We start from the raw sequence: 13,793 nt of genomic DNA, 5'->3' as shown, positions 1-13,793 counted from the left end.
CCTTCGTGACGTTCTCGACCATCAGCCGTATCGCCTCCCGCAAGCTCGTCGCCGTCGCCGGCGCCGCCCTGGCCCTCGGTACCGCGGGTGCCGTCCTGACCGCCGTTCCGGCGCAGGCCGCCGCTCCCTCGACGAGCGCCACGCAGGAGATCGCACGGAAGATGATCTCGAACGAGGCGCAGTTCCAGTGCTTCAGCAAGATCGTCGAGCATGAGAGCGGCTGGAAGCACACCGCCACCAACGCCTCCAGCGGTGCGTACGGCCTGGTCCAGGCCCTGCCCGGCTCGAAGATGGCCTCGGCCGGCGCCGACTGGCAGACCAACCCCGCCACCCAGATCAAGTGGGGCATGGACTATATGAAGGACCGCTACGGCAGCCCCTGTGGCGCCTGGGCCTTCTGGCAGGCCCACAACTGGTACTGATCGAACCGATCGGCCCACTGACGCGCGAGCGGCCGGCACCCCTTCCCGGGGTGCCGGCCGCTTCCGTGTGCCCGCGGCGTGCCCGCGGCCCTCCTGGAGCCGCCGGCCCTAGAGCCGCTGGATGATCGTCGCCGTCGCCTGCGCCCCGCCCGCACACATCGTGATCAGCGCCAACTCCGCGTCGCGGCGTTCCAGCTCGTGCAGCGCGGTCGTGATCAGCCGGGCGCCGGTGGCCCCGACCGGGTGGCCGAGCGCTATCGCGCCGCCGTTGACGTTGACCTTCTCCAGGTCCTGCTCGAAGACCTGGGCCCAGGAGAGCACCACCGAGGCGAAGGCCTCGTTGACCTCCACCAGGTCGATGTCCCGCAGGGACATGCCCGCCTTGCCCAGCACGGCCCGGGTGGCGTCGATGGGGCCGTCCAGATGGAAGTGCGGATCGGCGCCGACGAGCGCCTGGGCGACGATGCGGGCCCTCGGGCGCAGCCGCAGGGCCCGGGCCATGCGTTTGGAGGCCCACATCAGGGCCGCGGCGCCGTCGGAGATCTGGGAGGAGTTGCCGGCGGTGTGGACGGCGGTCGGCATGACGGGCTTGAGGCCCGCCAGCGCCTCCGTGCTCGTGTCGCGCAGTCCCTCGTCGCGGTCGACCAGCCGCCACATGCCCTGGCCGGCGAGCTGCTCCTCCTCGGTCGTGGGCACCTGCACGGCGAAGGTCTCCCGCTTGAAACGTTCCTCCGCCCAGGCGCGGGCCGCCCGCTCCTGGGAGAGCAGGCCGAGCGCGTCGACCCGCTCGCGGGTCAGGCCGCGCCTGCGGGCGATGCGCTCGGCGGCCTCGAACTGGTTGGGCAGGTCCACGTTCCACTCGTCGGGGAAGGGCTTGCCCGGCCCGTGCTTGGAGCCGCTGCCCAGCGGCACCCGGGACATGGCCTCGACGCCGCAGGCGATGCCGACGTCGATGACACCGGTCGCGATCATGTTGGCGAGCAGGTGGTTGGCCTGCTGGGACGAGCCGCACTGGCAGTCCACGGTCGTGGCCGCGGTCTCGTAGGGCAGCCCCATGGTGAGCCAGGCGGTGCGGGCGGGGTTCATCGACTGCTCGCCGGCGTGGGTGACCGTGCCGCCGACGATCTGCTCCACGCAGTCGGGCTGGATGCCGGTGCGGGCCAGGACCTCCCGGTAGGTCTCACCGAGCAGATAGGCGGGGTGGAGATTGGCGAGCGCGCCTGCGCGCCTGCCGATGGGAGTGCGTACGGCTTCGACGATGACGGGTTCCGCGGCCATGACTGACTCGTCCTCTCCTCGCGTCCGCAGGGCGTCCCGGCGCCCCCGGGCGGAACTAGTACGCGTTCTAGTTCCGCCCGCAGTCTTACGACCGCTACCCCCGGTACACAAGGGTCGCGCACACCCCGCCTCCGCAACAGATGGCGTCACTTCCCTTGCCGGTGCACAGGCCCCTCACTACCGTCGACCGACAGGTTTCTGATGCCTCGTCAGAACTGGAGTGGTGGCCATGTCGCCCTGTCCGGCACTGCCCGACGGCTTCGACTTCACCGATCCCGACCTCTACCAGGAGCGGGTGCCGCTGCCGGAGTTCGCGGCCCTGAGACAAACGGCACCGGTGTCCTGGAACCCCCAGCCGCACGGCCTCGCCGGGTTCGACGACGACGGCTACTGGGTGGTGACCCGGCACGCGGACGTCAGGGAGGTCTCCACCCGGCCGGAGGTCTTCTCCTCCTCCGTCAACACCTCGGTCATCCGCTTCCACCCGAGCATCCGGCGCGAACAGATCGACGCCCAGCGGCTGATGATGCTCAACATGGACCCGCCGGAGCACACCCGCGTCCGCCAGATCGTCCAGCGCGGCTTCACCCCGCGCGCGATACGGGCCCTGGAGTCCGCCCTGCGCGAGCGCGCCACCGCCATCGTGGCGGCGGCCCGCGAGCGCGGCAGCGGCGACTTCGTCACCGACATCGCCTGCGAGCTGCCCCTGCAGGCCATCGCCGAGCTCATCGGCATCCCCCAGGACGACCGGGCGAAGATCTTCGACTGGTCCAACAAGATGATCTCCTACGACGACCCCGAGCTGGCCGTCACCGAGGAGATCGGCACCCTCTCCGCCATGGAGCTCATCTCCTACGCGATGAACCTGGCCGCCGCCCGCACCGCGTGCCCGGCCGAGGACATCGTCAGCCGGCTCGTGGCCGCCGGCGACGAGGGCCACCTCGCCTCCGACGAGTTCGGCTTCTTCGTCCTGATGCTGGCCGTGGCCGGCAACGAGACCACCCGCAACGCCATCAGCCACGGCATGCACGCCTTCCTCACCCACCCCGAGCAGTGGGAGCTCTACAAGCGCGAGCGCCCGGCCACCACGGCGGAGGAGATCGTGCGCTGGGCGACGCCCGTCGTCTCCTTCCAGCGCACGGCCACGCGGGACACCGAGCTGGGCGGCGTACCGATCGCGGCGGGCCAGCGCGTCGGCCTGTTCTACGCGTCCGCCAACCACGACCCCGAGGTCTTCGACGCCCCCGGCGCCTTCGACATCACCCGCGACCCCAACCCCCACCTCGGCTTCGGGGGCGGCGGCCCGCACTTCTGTCTGGGCCGGTCCCTCGCGGCCCTGGAGATCGACCTCGTCTTCGGCGCCATCGCGGACACCCTCCCCGGCATCCGCCTCGCGGGGCGGCCGCGCCGGCTGCGGTCGGCCTGGCTGAACGGGATCAAGGAGCTGCGGGTCGACTACACATGAGATCGGCTCTCCAACTCCCTTTGTAATCAAGGGACTCGGGGGAATCGGTCCGTACCTGAACCCTTGTCAGCTCTCGTGGACGGACTTACTCTCGGGTACACCTTCTGGGACGGCGCTTGTGCGCCATGCCGCGCACCGCAGAGCCGCGCGCGCCTCCCCCACGCACCGCGACAGCGCGGGCAGCGCTGTCCACAGCTCTTCGAGGGGACACCGCATGGACGCTCAGGAAAGACAGGTCACCGGACGAGTCAGGTGGCGGAAGTTCGCCGTGCTGGCCGTGCCCGGTTTCGCGGCCACCGCCGCACTGGCCGTCGCGCTCGCCCAGGGCGCGCTGGCCGCGTCGTTCGCGGTGTCCGGGCAGGAGTTCAAGGTCTCCGCGAAGAGCCTGGAGGGCGAGGGCTTCGCCCAGTACGGCAGCGTGGACCAGAACGTCCGCGGCAAGCTGCTGCCCGTGGCCGTCACCGCCATCAGGAAAGCCAAGATCAACGACCTCTGCCAGTCGGTGGTGACCTCGCTGCCGGGGCTCGGCGACATCTCGCTGAAGCTCTCGGCAGGTACGGGCGACAAGCCGGTCGAGGCGGAGAACCTCTTCCTCGACGCCACCCAGCTCGGCGGTGACGCCACCTTCAAGAACATCGAGATCGGGCGCGACGCCTCGACCCTCGACAAGGGCCCGGCCTCCGCGCAGGGGCTGCAGGACGCCTTCGGGCAGCAGGCCGACAGGGTCCAGATGACCAATATGCGGCAGGTCGCCTGGGCGACCAACGCCGGCTCGTTCAAGCTCTCCGGCCTCAGCATGAAGATCGGCTTCGGCAAGCAGGAGTGCTTCTGACGTGGCGGGCGGCATCGAGCCCGTACGGGTGCGGCCGCGCGCCCGGCCGAGGGCCGCATGGCGGCGGTGGCGCAAGGGACGCCCGTTCTGGGGCGGCCTGGCCACCGTCGTCGCGGGCGCGGAGATCTGCGCCCTTCCGCTGGCGCCGCTGAAGATCATGCTGGAACAGGGGATCGCGGGCATCCCGTCGGTCCTGATGGGCCTGGTCATGATCGTGATGGGTCTGACCGCGTGGTTCGCGCCGCAGTACCGGGGGCTCGCCGGGGTGCTCACCGTCATGATCGCCACGGCGGCGCTGGTGATGTCCAACCTGGGCGGCTTCCTCTTCGGCACGATCACCGGCATCATCGGCGGCGGCATGATCTTCGCCTGGCAGCCGGTCGCCGCCGGGGCGGCGCCGGAACCGGACCCCGCCCCCGGCGCCGAAGCGGACGCGGACACGGACACCGTCGCGGCGAACGGACCGGCGGACCGGCGCACCGACCTGCGGAAGGCCCCGCCGAGGCCCACGGACGGCCCGTCGTGAGCGACGACGGCCGGACCCCGGCGACCCGGCACGACATCTGACGGCGACACGCGAGAGCACGGACCGGCACACGGCAGGCCTCGCACGGCGAAAGCGGCACCCCACGCACCACGGCCGACCGGCGCGCCGGCACGACAGGCACCACGCCGAACGGCGGGCTCAGCACCGCAGGCACGGCCCACAGGCCCACCCGCCGGGCCACCACCGCACCGCCGGGCCACATGAACAGGCGCCACCCCGGCACCCGGGGACGGCACCGCCGGGACCGGCGCGACCCGATCGGCACCACCCGGCACCACACGGCACCGCCGGGACGGCCCGCGGCCGGACAGCCGCATCCGCACGTCCGCGCCACCCGCGCGCTCAGCACGGCCACGCGCCCCGGACCACGCGCGTACCCCACCCCTCCCGCGCCACAAGCGCACCGCACCGCACCGCACCAGGGCACAGAGCACCCCCCATCCGACTCCCACCCAAGGAGCGATCGTGACCTCCCACGCCACACGCAGCCCCTCCGGCAACCCCACCCGCGCCCGTCGCCGTGCCCTGCTCGTCGCGGGCGCGGGGCTCGCCGTCACCGCCTCGCTGGCGCTGACCGGGGGCACCGCGGCGACCGCCGCCCCCGCGGCCGAGGCGGGACCGACCACCGTGGAGCCGGCCGGTCATGCCTTCGCGGCCACCCTCAACGGCACGGCCACCTTCAAGGCGGGCTCCATCACCATCACGTGCACGGCCTCGAGCTCCAAGCCCGTCGACGGCAGCACCAACAACCGCATACCGGAGGCGCCCGGCAACTCCAACCCCGCCGGCCCCGTCGCCAGCGGCATCAGCGCGCCCGTCTACTCCAACTGCCGCGGCAGCCTGCCCGGGGTGACCATCACCATCACCACGTCCGGCGCCTGGGGCGTCTCGATGCAGCACGGTGAGCCGAGCACGGCCGCCCTCTCCGCGCCCGCCGCGGGCATGGTGCTCAAGAGCAGCGGGCTCGCCAACTGCACCGTGACCGCCTCGCCCGACGGGCCGGCGACCATCCCCGCGACGTTCACCAACGGCACGCCCTCGCAGATCGCCGTCACCGACTACGCGCTGCCGGTGAAGATCGAGGGCGGCTTCGGGTGTCCGACCACCGCGACGACGGCGTTGCTCAACGCCACGTACGACGTCACGGACGTCACCGACCCGTCGGCGCAGATCACCGTGAGCGGCGGCTGAGGCCGCGCGCACGGGCGCACGGCCCCGCGGAAACCCCGCCGGTGCGGGCCGGGTCAGCCCCCGGCCCGCACCGGCTCCGGCTTGCGGGCGCCGTCGCTGTCGCGCTCGCCCCGGGCACCGGGGATCACGGCCAGGGCCACCCGGCCGGGGCCGGTCAGGGCGTACTGGATGGCGAAGCCGGAGGCGACCACGAGCGCGCCGCCGGCCGCGTCCAGGACGTAGTGGTTGGCCGTGCCGACGATGACCGAGAAGGTCAGCAACGGGTACAGCATGCCCAGCCACTTCATCCACAGCCTGGGCGCCACCACCGCGACCACGACCCCGCACCACAGCGACCAGCCGATGTGCAGCGAGGGCATCGCCGCGTACTGGTTGGACAGCTCCGTCAGCGCCCCGAAGTCGGGGTTGGACAGGTCCTGCGGGCCGTTGGCGGTGTCGATGAAGCCGCGGCCCGGCATCAGCCGCGGCGGGGCCAGCGGGTAGAGCCAGAAGCCGACGAGCGCCATCAGCGTCGCGAAGCCCAGCGCGGTGCGCGCCCAGCGGTAGGTGGCCGGGCGGCGCAGGTACAGATAGCCCAGCACGGACAGCGGCACCAGGAAGTGGAAGGTGCCGTAGTAGTAGTTCATGCCATCCTTGAGCCAGCCCACGCCCGCCACGAAGTGGTTGAAGCCGTACTCGACGTCCATGTGCAGGAACTCCTCGATGCCGATGATCTGACGGCCGTGGGATTCCGCGAGACTGCGCGAGTCCGGCGCGCTGGCACGGACGTACGAGTAGACCCAGTAGCCCACTCGTATCAGCATCAACTCCAGCAACAGGTTCGGGCGGTTCAGGGCGCGCTTGAAGAAGCCCAGCAGCGGCACCCACGCGAAGCGGCCGCGCTGCGGCTCGGCGACCGGGGTGGGCAGGGGCCGGTCCCACAGCGCGGAGGAGCGGGAGAGGAACGGCACCGCGCACGCCGCGGCGAGGGCCGCCAGCAGCGGGGCGTTCTCGCCCAGGGGCCCCAGGACGGGGTTGGGCGGTACGAGGACGGTGCTGGTGAGCGTCATCACGAGCACCACGAGCACGGGCCACACCGGCCGGTCGGCGCGGCGCCTGCCGACGCGGCCGACGACGGCCAGGAGGATCCACAGCTGCTGGTGCTGCCAGGTGGTGGGCGCGACGGCGACCGCGACGCAGCCGGTGACGGCCGTGGCGAGCAGCGGCTGCCCGTCCTTGGCGTAGTGCACCGCCCGGCGCAGGCCGAGCACGACGACGGCGGCGGCCAGCGGCGCGTACAGCGCGAGTTCGGCCGGGCCGTGCAGGCCGGTGCGCAGCAGCAGGCCGTGCAGGGACTGGTTGGCGAGGCCGTCGGGCCGCTCGCCGAGGCCGGCGCCGGCGAGGTGGTGCACCCAGTACGTCCACGAGTCGTCCGGCATGGTCACCCATGCCAGTGCCGTGCACGCCGCGAAGGTGACGCCCGTGGTGACGGCCGCGCGGCGGCGCCCGGTCAGCCGGAGCAGCGGGGCGAAGAGCAGCACCGTGGGCTGCAGGGCGGCCGCGAGGCCGATGAGGATGCCGCCGGTGCGGCCGTCACCACGGGCGAGCCGGGGTGGACAGCAGCCGAGGAGCACGAGCAGCACCGGAATGATGCTGGTCTGCCCGAGGGTGAAGGTGTTGCGCACGGGCAGCGAAAGCACCGTCAGGATCACCGCGACGGGCGCGGCCAGGAGGGCGGTGCGGCGGCTGAGGGGGCCGGGCACGGCACGGGCGGCGACGAGCGCGAGGGCGACGACGAGCAGCAGCGTGCCGAGGGTCCAGACGATGCCGAGGCTCTGTTCGGCCGCCTTGGTGAGCGGCTTCAGGACGAGCCCGGAGAAGGGAGTTCCGGAGAACTTGTCCGTCTCGTAGAGGGAACCCCCCACGTGCAGGACGCCGTTCTCGCCCACCCAGGTCTCGAGGTCGGTGAACCGGCGCTCCGGGGGGAGCCGTAGCACCGCCGCCGCCTGGCGCAGGGCCAGCAGCCCGGCGAGGAGCCACAGCGCTCCCAGGACCATGCCGGTCCGCGAGCCGGCTCTCGGTGGACTCCCCAGCCCGCCGCGCTCTGCATCCGCCACGCTCTGCCGCACCTCCAGTCGACCTGTTCGGTCATCCCCGTCGTGCTGTTTGAGACCTTACTGAGTCCTGTGGAACAGACGCAGGTCACCCCCAGGTCACCTGACAACCTCCCACAGGTGGCCTGATTCCAACGCTCTTGAGGCCATTAGGGTGCGGTCATGAGCACCAGTAGCAGGGGAGAGGAACCCGCGGCCCTGCGGGCGGACGCGCGGCGCAACCGGGAGCTGCTGATCGCGGCGGCCCGGGAGCTCTTCGCCGAGCAGGGCCTGGAGTGCCCTCTGGACGACATCGCCCGCCGGGCGGGGGTGGGCAACGCCACGCTCTACCGCCGCTTCCCCACGCGCGAGGCGCTGATCGAGGCGGTCTTCGGCGAACACCTGGGCCTGAGCATGGAATCGGGCGAGGCGGCCCGCCGGGGCGAGGACGCCTTCGCGTCCCTGCTCGCCTACATGGAACGGATCTTCGAGGGGCTGGCCGCCGACCGGGGGGCCATCGAGCTGATGACGACGACGGTCCCCGCGGGCCCGACGCTGGCCGCGCTGCGCGAGCACAACCACGAGACGGTCGCCCTGCTGGTGCGCCGCGCCCAGGAGCAGGGCACGATGCGCCCCGACGTGGTGGCGGAGGACCTGCTCTTCACGCTCGCCGCCCTGGGCCGCTTCGTCCCCTCCGCCGCCGCGGCGGCCCCCGGCTCCTGGCGCCGCTACCTCGCCCTGCTCTTCGACGGCCTGCGCACCGAGGTCACCGGCGCCCTGCCGGCCCCGCCCCTGACCCTGGATCAGCTCGACGCCACCCTGGCCGACGCGGGCCGCGGCCGCCGGCCGGGCGAGCGGGGCTGAACGGGGCCCGGCGTCTGCGGCAGGATGGGCGCATGAGCATCGTGAAGATCAACGTCCTGACCGTCCCCGCCGAGCAGCGCGAGGTCCTCGAGAAGCGCTTCGCCTCCCGCGCCGGCACCGTGGAGAGCTCCGACGGCTTCGAGTGGTTCGAGCTGCTGCGCCCCGTCGAGGGCACCGACGACTACCTCGTCTACACCCGCTGGCGCAGCGAGGAGGACTTCCGGGCGTGGATGGAGGGCCCGATGAAGGCCGCGCACCAGGGCGGCGGCAAGGGCGCCCCCAAGCAGCGGCCCGCCGCCTCGGGGTCCACGGTGTGGTCCTTCGAGGTCGTCCAGCAGGCGGCGCCGAAGAGCAGCTGATCACCGCGGGGCCCGCCGCTGAGCGGGCCCCGTAAGGGGCGCGGGGAACCGCGCGACCGGCCACGGACGGCCCGCAGCCGACCGGCCGCACATTCCGGCGGAGCCGCTCAGTGGCCGCGGTCGAGGCGGTGGTCGTCGTGGGGGTGGCCGGTGCGCGCGCCGTTCTCGCGGGGCTGTTCGGCGTCGGAGCCGCACAGCTCGCGGTTGAGTTCATGGACGAGGGCCTGCAGGTCGTGGGGGCGGTCCTTGGCGGTCCACCAGTCCCCCAGCATCTCCGCGAGCATCTGCTCGCGCACCCGGAACAGCAGGTCCGCCTCCCGCCGTCCCTCCTCCGTCAGGACGAGCGGCAGCCCTTCCCGTACGGCCAGGCCCCGCGCCTCCAGCTGCCGGGCCCCCTCCGTGACCACCCGCAGCGGTACGTCCACGCGCTCGGCGAGCAGGGAGGGCTCCACGTGCCCGTCGCGCTTGATGCGCAGCAGCATCCAGCTCGCGGCGGGTCTGAGGTCGAGCCCGGCCCGTTCGGTGATCTTCTCGTAGACCCGCCGGCGCCCCTCCCGGTTGCCCAGCACGGACAGGGCGCGGGCGCACTCGTCGCGCGAGGAGCGCTCGACAGGGTTGCTGGAGATGACCTCGCTGGTGTCGGGGGCGGTGACGCTGGCCCGCAGGGGCTCCTCCCTGAGCAGCCAGGCCAGGGCGAACGCCAGGAGCGCGGGCGGCACGGCGTAGAGGAAGACGTCGGTGATGGACTGCGAGTAGGCGGCGAGGACGCCGCTCCGCTGGGCCGGCGGGAGCCGGTCGACGGCCCGCGGGTCCGCCTGCAGGGCGGCGGGCGTGACGCCGGGCGGCAGGGGGATCCCGGCGAGGGCGTCGGCGATGCGCGGCCCGAGGTTGTTGGCGAAGATCGTGCCGAAGATGGAGACGCCGAACGAGGCGCCGATGGAGCGGAAGAAGGTCGCGCCGGAGGTGGCGACGCCGAGGTTCTCGTAGCCGACGGAGTTCTGCACGATCAGTACGAGCACCTGCATGACCAGGCCGAGCCCGAAGCCGAAGACGAAGAAGTACAGGCTCATCTCGGTCGTGCTGACGGTCGGGCTGAGCTGGTGGAGCAGGAGCAGGCCGATGGCCATCACGCCGGTGCCGGCGATGGGGAAGGCCTTGTAGTGGCCGGTGCGGCTGACGATCTGGCCGGAGCCGGTCGAGGCGATGAGGATGCCGGCCACCATCGGCAGCATGTGCACGCCGGACATCGTCGGTGAGACTCCCTGGACGACCTGCAGGAAGGTCGGCAGGTAGGTCATGGATCCGAACATCGCGAAGCCGACGACGAAGCCGATCACCGAGCAGAGCGCGAAGGTGTGGACGCGGAAGAGCCCCAGGGGCAGGACGGGCTCGGCCGCGTGCCGCTCGACGAGCACGAAGGGCGCCAGCAGCGCCATGCCCAGCACGCCGAGGCCGATGATCTGCCAGGAGGACCAGGGGTAGGTGGTGCCGCCGAGCGAGGTCATCAGCACCAGGCAGGTGGCGACGGCGGCGATGAGGAAGGTGCCGAGGTAGTCGATGCGGTGCGGGGTCCGGTCGGCGGGGATGTGCAGCACGGCGGCGATGACGAGCAGCGCGACGACGCCGATGGGCAGGTTGACGTAGAACACCCAGCGCCAGCTGAGCTGGTCCACGAACAGTCCGCCGAGCAGCGGCCCCAGCACGCTCGTACCGCCGAAGACGGCGCCGAAGAGCCCCTGGTAGCGGCCGCGGTCCCGGGGCGGCACGATGTCGCCGACGATCGCCATCGACAGCACCATCAGGCCGCCGCCGCCCAGGCCCTGCAGGGCGCGGAAGCCGATCAGCTCGGGCATGTTGCGGGCGAGGCCGCACAGCGCGGAGCCGACGAGGAAGATGACGATGGCCGTCTGGAAGAGCTTCTTGCGCCCGTACTGGTCGCCGAGCTTGCCCCACAGGGGGGTGGCCGCGGTGGAGGCGAGCATGTAGGCCGTGACGACCCAGGACAGGTGCTCGAGGCCGCCGAGGTCGCTGACGATCGTCGGCAGGGCGGTGGAGACGATGGTCTGGTCGAGGGCGGCCAGCAGCATGCCGAGCAGCAGCGCGCCGATGGCGACGCGCACGCCGCTGCGGGACTGCCCCTCGCCGGGCACGTGCGCGGGCTCCGCGGCCACCGCGGGGCCCGGGGTGTCCTGGGCCATGGGGAGCTCTCCTCGGGTGTCGGTTCCGCTGCTCCCATCGTGATCCGGACGGCCGTTCCCGGCCCGCTGGGGTAGGCCATTGGCTGCCCTCACGGGGTGCCGGCACCGCTACGACCAGGGCCGTTGGCGTTTGTCCCGATCCGTTTTGTATCTTTGATAAACAAAGTGGCTCCGCCCGCACTCCCTGACCGGCGGGTGGAGCCGCTTGTCTTCTTCCGCGCGCACTGGAGTCCTTCGATGACCACGCTCACGGCACGTGCCCTGCTCCTCGACATGGACGGGACGATCGTCAACTCCGACGCGGTCGTCGAGCGCTGCTGGCGCCGCTGGGCCGAGGAGCACGGTCTGGACGCCGACGAGGCCATGAAGATCGTCCACGGTCGCCAGGGCTACGCCACGATGGCCGTCCTGCTCCCGGACCGCCCCATGGAGCTCAACTACGAGGACAACCGCCGCATGCTGGAGGCCGAGACGGCCGACGTCGACGGCGTCGTCCCGGTCCCCGGCGCCCCCGCCTTCATGGCCGCCCTGGCCGGCCTGCCGCACGCCCTGGTGACCTCCGCCGACCTCGGCCTGGCCCGGGCCCGCATGGGCGCGGCCGGCCTGCCGATGCCCGCCGTGCGCGTGACGGCGGAGTCGGTCGGCGCCAGCAAGCCGGACCCGGAGGGCTTCCTCAAGGGCGCGGCGGAGCTGGGCTTCGCGCCGGAGGACTGCATCGTCTTCGAGGACTCGGAAGCCGGCATCGCCGCGGGCCGCGCCGCGGGCATGCGCGTGGTGGGCGTGGGACCGCGGGCCGCCGCGCACGCACCGGACGTGGCGGTGGCGGACCTGACGCAGGTGCGCGTCGAGGCGGGCGAGGACGGCGCGATCACGCTGCGGATCGCGACGGCGGGCTGAGGCCCGGCCGGGGGCTCAGCCCAGCTGCGCCTTGGCGTGCGCGAGCACCTCGCCGAGCTCCTTCGTCGGCGAGAACTCCATGAACTCGCTGTCCTCGAGGGCCTCGGGAGCGTGCCCGGGCGCCCAGTAGAACGCCTGCCCCGCCTCGTACGTCTCCTCGCCCTGCTTCGTGCGCAGCCTGACCCGGCCCTTGGCCAGGAACCCCCAGTGCGGGCACTGGCACAGGTCGTCGGGCATGCCCTTGAGGACCGGCCCGAGGTCCGTCCCCTTGCTCAGGCGCATGAACATCACGCTCATGCCCCCGCCGATCTCCTGTGTGCGCACGTCGATGCCCTCGTCCGAGAGCGCGACCGGCACTTCCTCACGCGTCGTCGACGTCATGGCTGCTCCTCTCGGGCAGGCCGGGCGGTGGCGCGTCGCGGTCCGCCCCGGACGCGCCGCCCGCCCCCCGCGTACGAACGAGTGGCTGCCCCACCTCTCACGATAGGCCGCGCACTCCCCGTACGCCCCTGCGGACGGGCTTCAGCAGCCCGTGGTCCAGGTGTGGGAGCCACCCTTGTCGTTCGCGCCCCCGTTGTAGCCGACCTCCTGGCCGGGCGCCAGGCAAAGGGTCACGCGCCCCAGCAGCTTGCGGCCCTCGTACACCTTCACGTGGTCCTTGACGCCCGGCCCGGAGACGCCGTGGTTCGCCCACGAGGAGTCGTGCTTGAACATGTCCCCCTCCCACCAGCGGTCGTCGCCGCTGTGCTCGATCTTCATGCCGTCGAAGTTGGCGTTCGTCCAGACGCAGAAGTAGCCGCTCCGGCAGGGCACCGCGTGGGCGGTGGCCGAAGTGGCGAGGACGGCGCCGGTGGAGATCAAGGTGGCCGCGAGGAGGGCGGTGAGGCGCTTCATGGTCGTGGGTCTCCCGTCGGTGGTGGATTGTCGAGCAGGGCGGTGGCTTCGGTGAGGGCATGCGCGCGCAGCTGCCGCCAGTCCGCGATCTCGGCCCGGTGCCGGGCACGGACCTCGGCGAGGCTGCGGTGGGTGTGGGCGGCTTCGGGCTCGAGGTTGTTGACGATCACCGACGCCCGGAACCATCGCCGCTGGTCGCCGTAGAGCCGGCGCTGCGCGGCGGCCAGGCAGCCGTCGGTGTGGGCGCGTACGACGTAGCCGGTGGGCAGGTCGACGGAGAGCTCCGCCGGACCCGTGCCGAAGAGCGCGGCGTTGACGCGTTGTTGCTCGGAGTCCGGCGCCGGACTCCGCCCGGGCCGGGGCGCGGCCAGGCCCTGGCGGGCGAGACAGGCGTCGGTGAGGCCCTGGGTGGCGGCCTTGACCACCTCGTCGGGCGTGGGACGGGGCACCGGGTCCTGGGCCGGGCCCGAACACCCGGCCAGCAGCCAGCCGGCCAGAAGCAGCAGCCCGGCGCGCGTACGGAGGCGCATCTACGGATCAGCCCGGCTCGCACGCCGTACGGACGAAAACGGTGGCGATGGTGGGGAGTTGGCGCATGCGGGGCCCCCGGGGAGCGGTGATCGGTCTGGGCACGATCACCCTCCCCAGCCTGCGGATGTGCCATACCACCCGTACAGGTGATGCGGGCGGTCCAAGCGGGAACGCAGTTCCGCTACGCGTGCACCGAACGCCCACCCCGGTCGGACCGGCTTGCCGGCGACAACGAGTCGTTGA

The 13,793-nt window shown here is 72.4% G+C and carries 14 protein-coding genes; 8 read left to right on the top strand and 6 right to left on the bottom strand.

Annotated features, from left to right (window positions below; all coding sequences use genetic code 11):
- The first annotated feature begins 5 nt into the window (after window positions 1–5).
- Window positions 6–422: a transglycosylase SLT domain-containing protein gene (locus AB0G59_RS22465; protein WP_071966685.1), complete on the top strand. Its 417-nt coding sequence runs from the start codon at window positions 6–8 to the stop codon at window positions 420–422.
- A 108-nt stretch (window positions 423–530) separates the two neighbouring features.
- Here AB0G59_RS22465 and AB0G59_RS22460 read toward each other — a convergent pair whose 3' ends face one another.
- Window positions 531–1,700, bottom strand: coding sequence for a steroid 3-ketoacyl-CoA thiolase (locus tag AB0G59_RS22460; RefSeq protein ID WP_360914272.1), 1,170 nt, complete (start codon window positions 1,698–1,700; stop codon window positions 531–533).
- Between the two features lie 229 nt (window positions 1,701–1,929).
- Between AB0G59_RS22460 and AB0G59_RS22455 the strand changes: the two genes are divergently transcribed.
- The 4 genes from AB0G59_RS22455 (at window position 1,930) to AB0G59_RS22440 (ending at window position 5,735) form a co-directional block, all read left to right on the top strand.
- Window positions 1,930–3,165 (top strand): cytochrome P450, encoded by a 1,236-nt coding sequence (locus AB0G59_RS22455; RefSeq protein ID WP_360914269.1) that lies wholly within the window; start codon window positions 1,930–1,932, stop codon window positions 3,163–3,165.
- A gap of 214 nt (window positions 3,166–3,379) precedes the next feature.
- Window positions 3,380–3,997, top strand: a complete 618-nt coding sequence (locus tag AB0G59_RS22450) for a DUF6230 family protein (protein WP_360914266.1) — start codon at window positions 3,380–3,382, stop codon at window positions 3,995–3,997.
- A gap of 1 nt (window position 3,998) precedes the next feature.
- Window positions 3,999–4,523 (top strand): DUF6114 domain-containing protein, encoded by a 525-nt coding sequence (locus tag AB0G59_RS22445; protein WP_360914263.1) that lies wholly within the window; start codon window positions 3,999–4,001, stop codon window positions 4,521–4,523.
- Between the two features lie 486 nt (window positions 4,524–5,009).
- Window positions 5,010–5,735, top strand: coding sequence for a hypothetical protein (locus AB0G59_RS22440; RefSeq protein WP_360914260.1), 726 nt, complete (start codon window positions 5,010–5,012; stop codon window positions 5,733–5,735).
- A 53-nt stretch (window positions 5,736–5,788) separates the two neighbouring features.
- Here AB0G59_RS22440 and AB0G59_RS22435 read toward each other — a convergent pair whose 3' ends face one another.
- Window positions 5,789–7,771 carry a bifunctional glycosyltransferase 87/phosphatase PAP2 family protein gene (locus tag AB0G59_RS22435; RefSeq protein WP_360914423.1) on the bottom strand — a complete coding sequence of 661 codons (1,983 nt, stop codon included), beginning with the start codon at window positions 7,769–7,771 and terminating at the stop codon, window positions 5,789–5,791.
- Between the two features lie 219 nt (window positions 7,772–7,990).
- Here AB0G59_RS22435 and AB0G59_RS22430 point away from each other — a divergent pair, with 219 nt between their 5' ends.
- Together AB0G59_RS22430 and AB0G59_RS22425 are read left to right on the top strand one after the other, a co-directional pair.
- On the top strand, window positions 7,991–8,671 hold the full coding sequence (locus tag AB0G59_RS22430) for a TetR/AcrR family transcriptional regulator (protein WP_071966678.1): 681 nt from the start codon (window positions 7,991–7,993) through the stop codon (window positions 8,669–8,671).
- Window positions 8,672–8,703: 32 nt separating this feature from the next.
- Window positions 8,704–9,030, top strand: coding sequence for an antibiotic biosynthesis monooxygenase (locus AB0G59_RS22425; protein WP_360914257.1), 327 nt, complete (start codon window positions 8,704–8,706; stop codon window positions 9,028–9,030).
- 107 nt (window positions 9,031–9,137) lie between these two features.
- On the opposite strand, the gene AB0G59_RS22420 is transcribed toward AB0G59_RS22425, so the two are convergent.
- Window positions 9,138–11,228 (bottom strand): MFS transporter, encoded by a 2,091-nt coding sequence (locus tag AB0G59_RS22420; protein ID WP_360914253.1) that lies wholly within the window; start codon window positions 11,226–11,228, stop codon window positions 9,138–9,140.
- A gap of 237 nt (window positions 11,229–11,465) precedes the next feature.
- On the opposite strand from AB0G59_RS22420, the gene AB0G59_RS22415 reads away from it, so the two are divergent.
- Window positions 11,466–12,125, top strand: a complete 660-nt coding sequence (locus AB0G59_RS22415; RefSeq protein ID WP_360914250.1) for an HAD-IA family hydrolase — start codon at window positions 11,466–11,468, stop codon at window positions 12,123–12,125.
- Between the two features lie 15 nt (window positions 12,126–12,140).
- Here AB0G59_RS22415 and AB0G59_RS22410 read toward each other — a convergent pair whose 3' ends face one another.
- The 3 genes from AB0G59_RS22410 to AB0G59_RS22400 form a co-directional block, all read right to left on the bottom strand.
- Window positions 12,141–12,506 carry a hypothetical protein gene (locus tag AB0G59_RS22410; RefSeq protein WP_360914247.1) on the bottom strand — a complete coding sequence of 122 codons (366 nt, stop codon included), beginning with the start codon at window positions 12,504–12,506 and terminating at the stop codon, window positions 12,141–12,143.
- A 141-nt stretch (window positions 12,507–12,647) separates the two neighbouring features.
- Window positions 12,648–13,019 carry a peptidase inhibitor family I36 protein gene (locus AB0G59_RS22405; protein WP_360914244.1) on the bottom strand — a complete coding sequence of 124 codons (372 nt, stop codon included), beginning with the start codon at window positions 13,017–13,019 and terminating at the stop codon, window positions 12,648–12,650.
- Complete coding sequence (locus AB0G59_RS22400; RefSeq protein WP_360914241.1) at window positions 13,016–13,549, bottom strand: hypothetical protein; 534 nt, start codon at window positions 13,547–13,549, stop codon at window positions 13,016–13,018. Before AB0G59_RS22400 ends, AB0G59_RS22405 begins: the two co-directional genes overlap by 4 nt.
- Window positions 13,550–13,793: the final 244 nt, after the last annotated feature.

The sequence above is a fragment of the Streptomyces sp. NPDC021096 genome (genome assembly GCF_040641275.1).
Lineage (GTDB): Bacteria > Actinomycetota > Actinomycetes > Streptomycetales > Streptomycetaceae > Streptomyces.
This window is presented reverse-complemented; position numbering and strand designations above follow the sequence as displayed.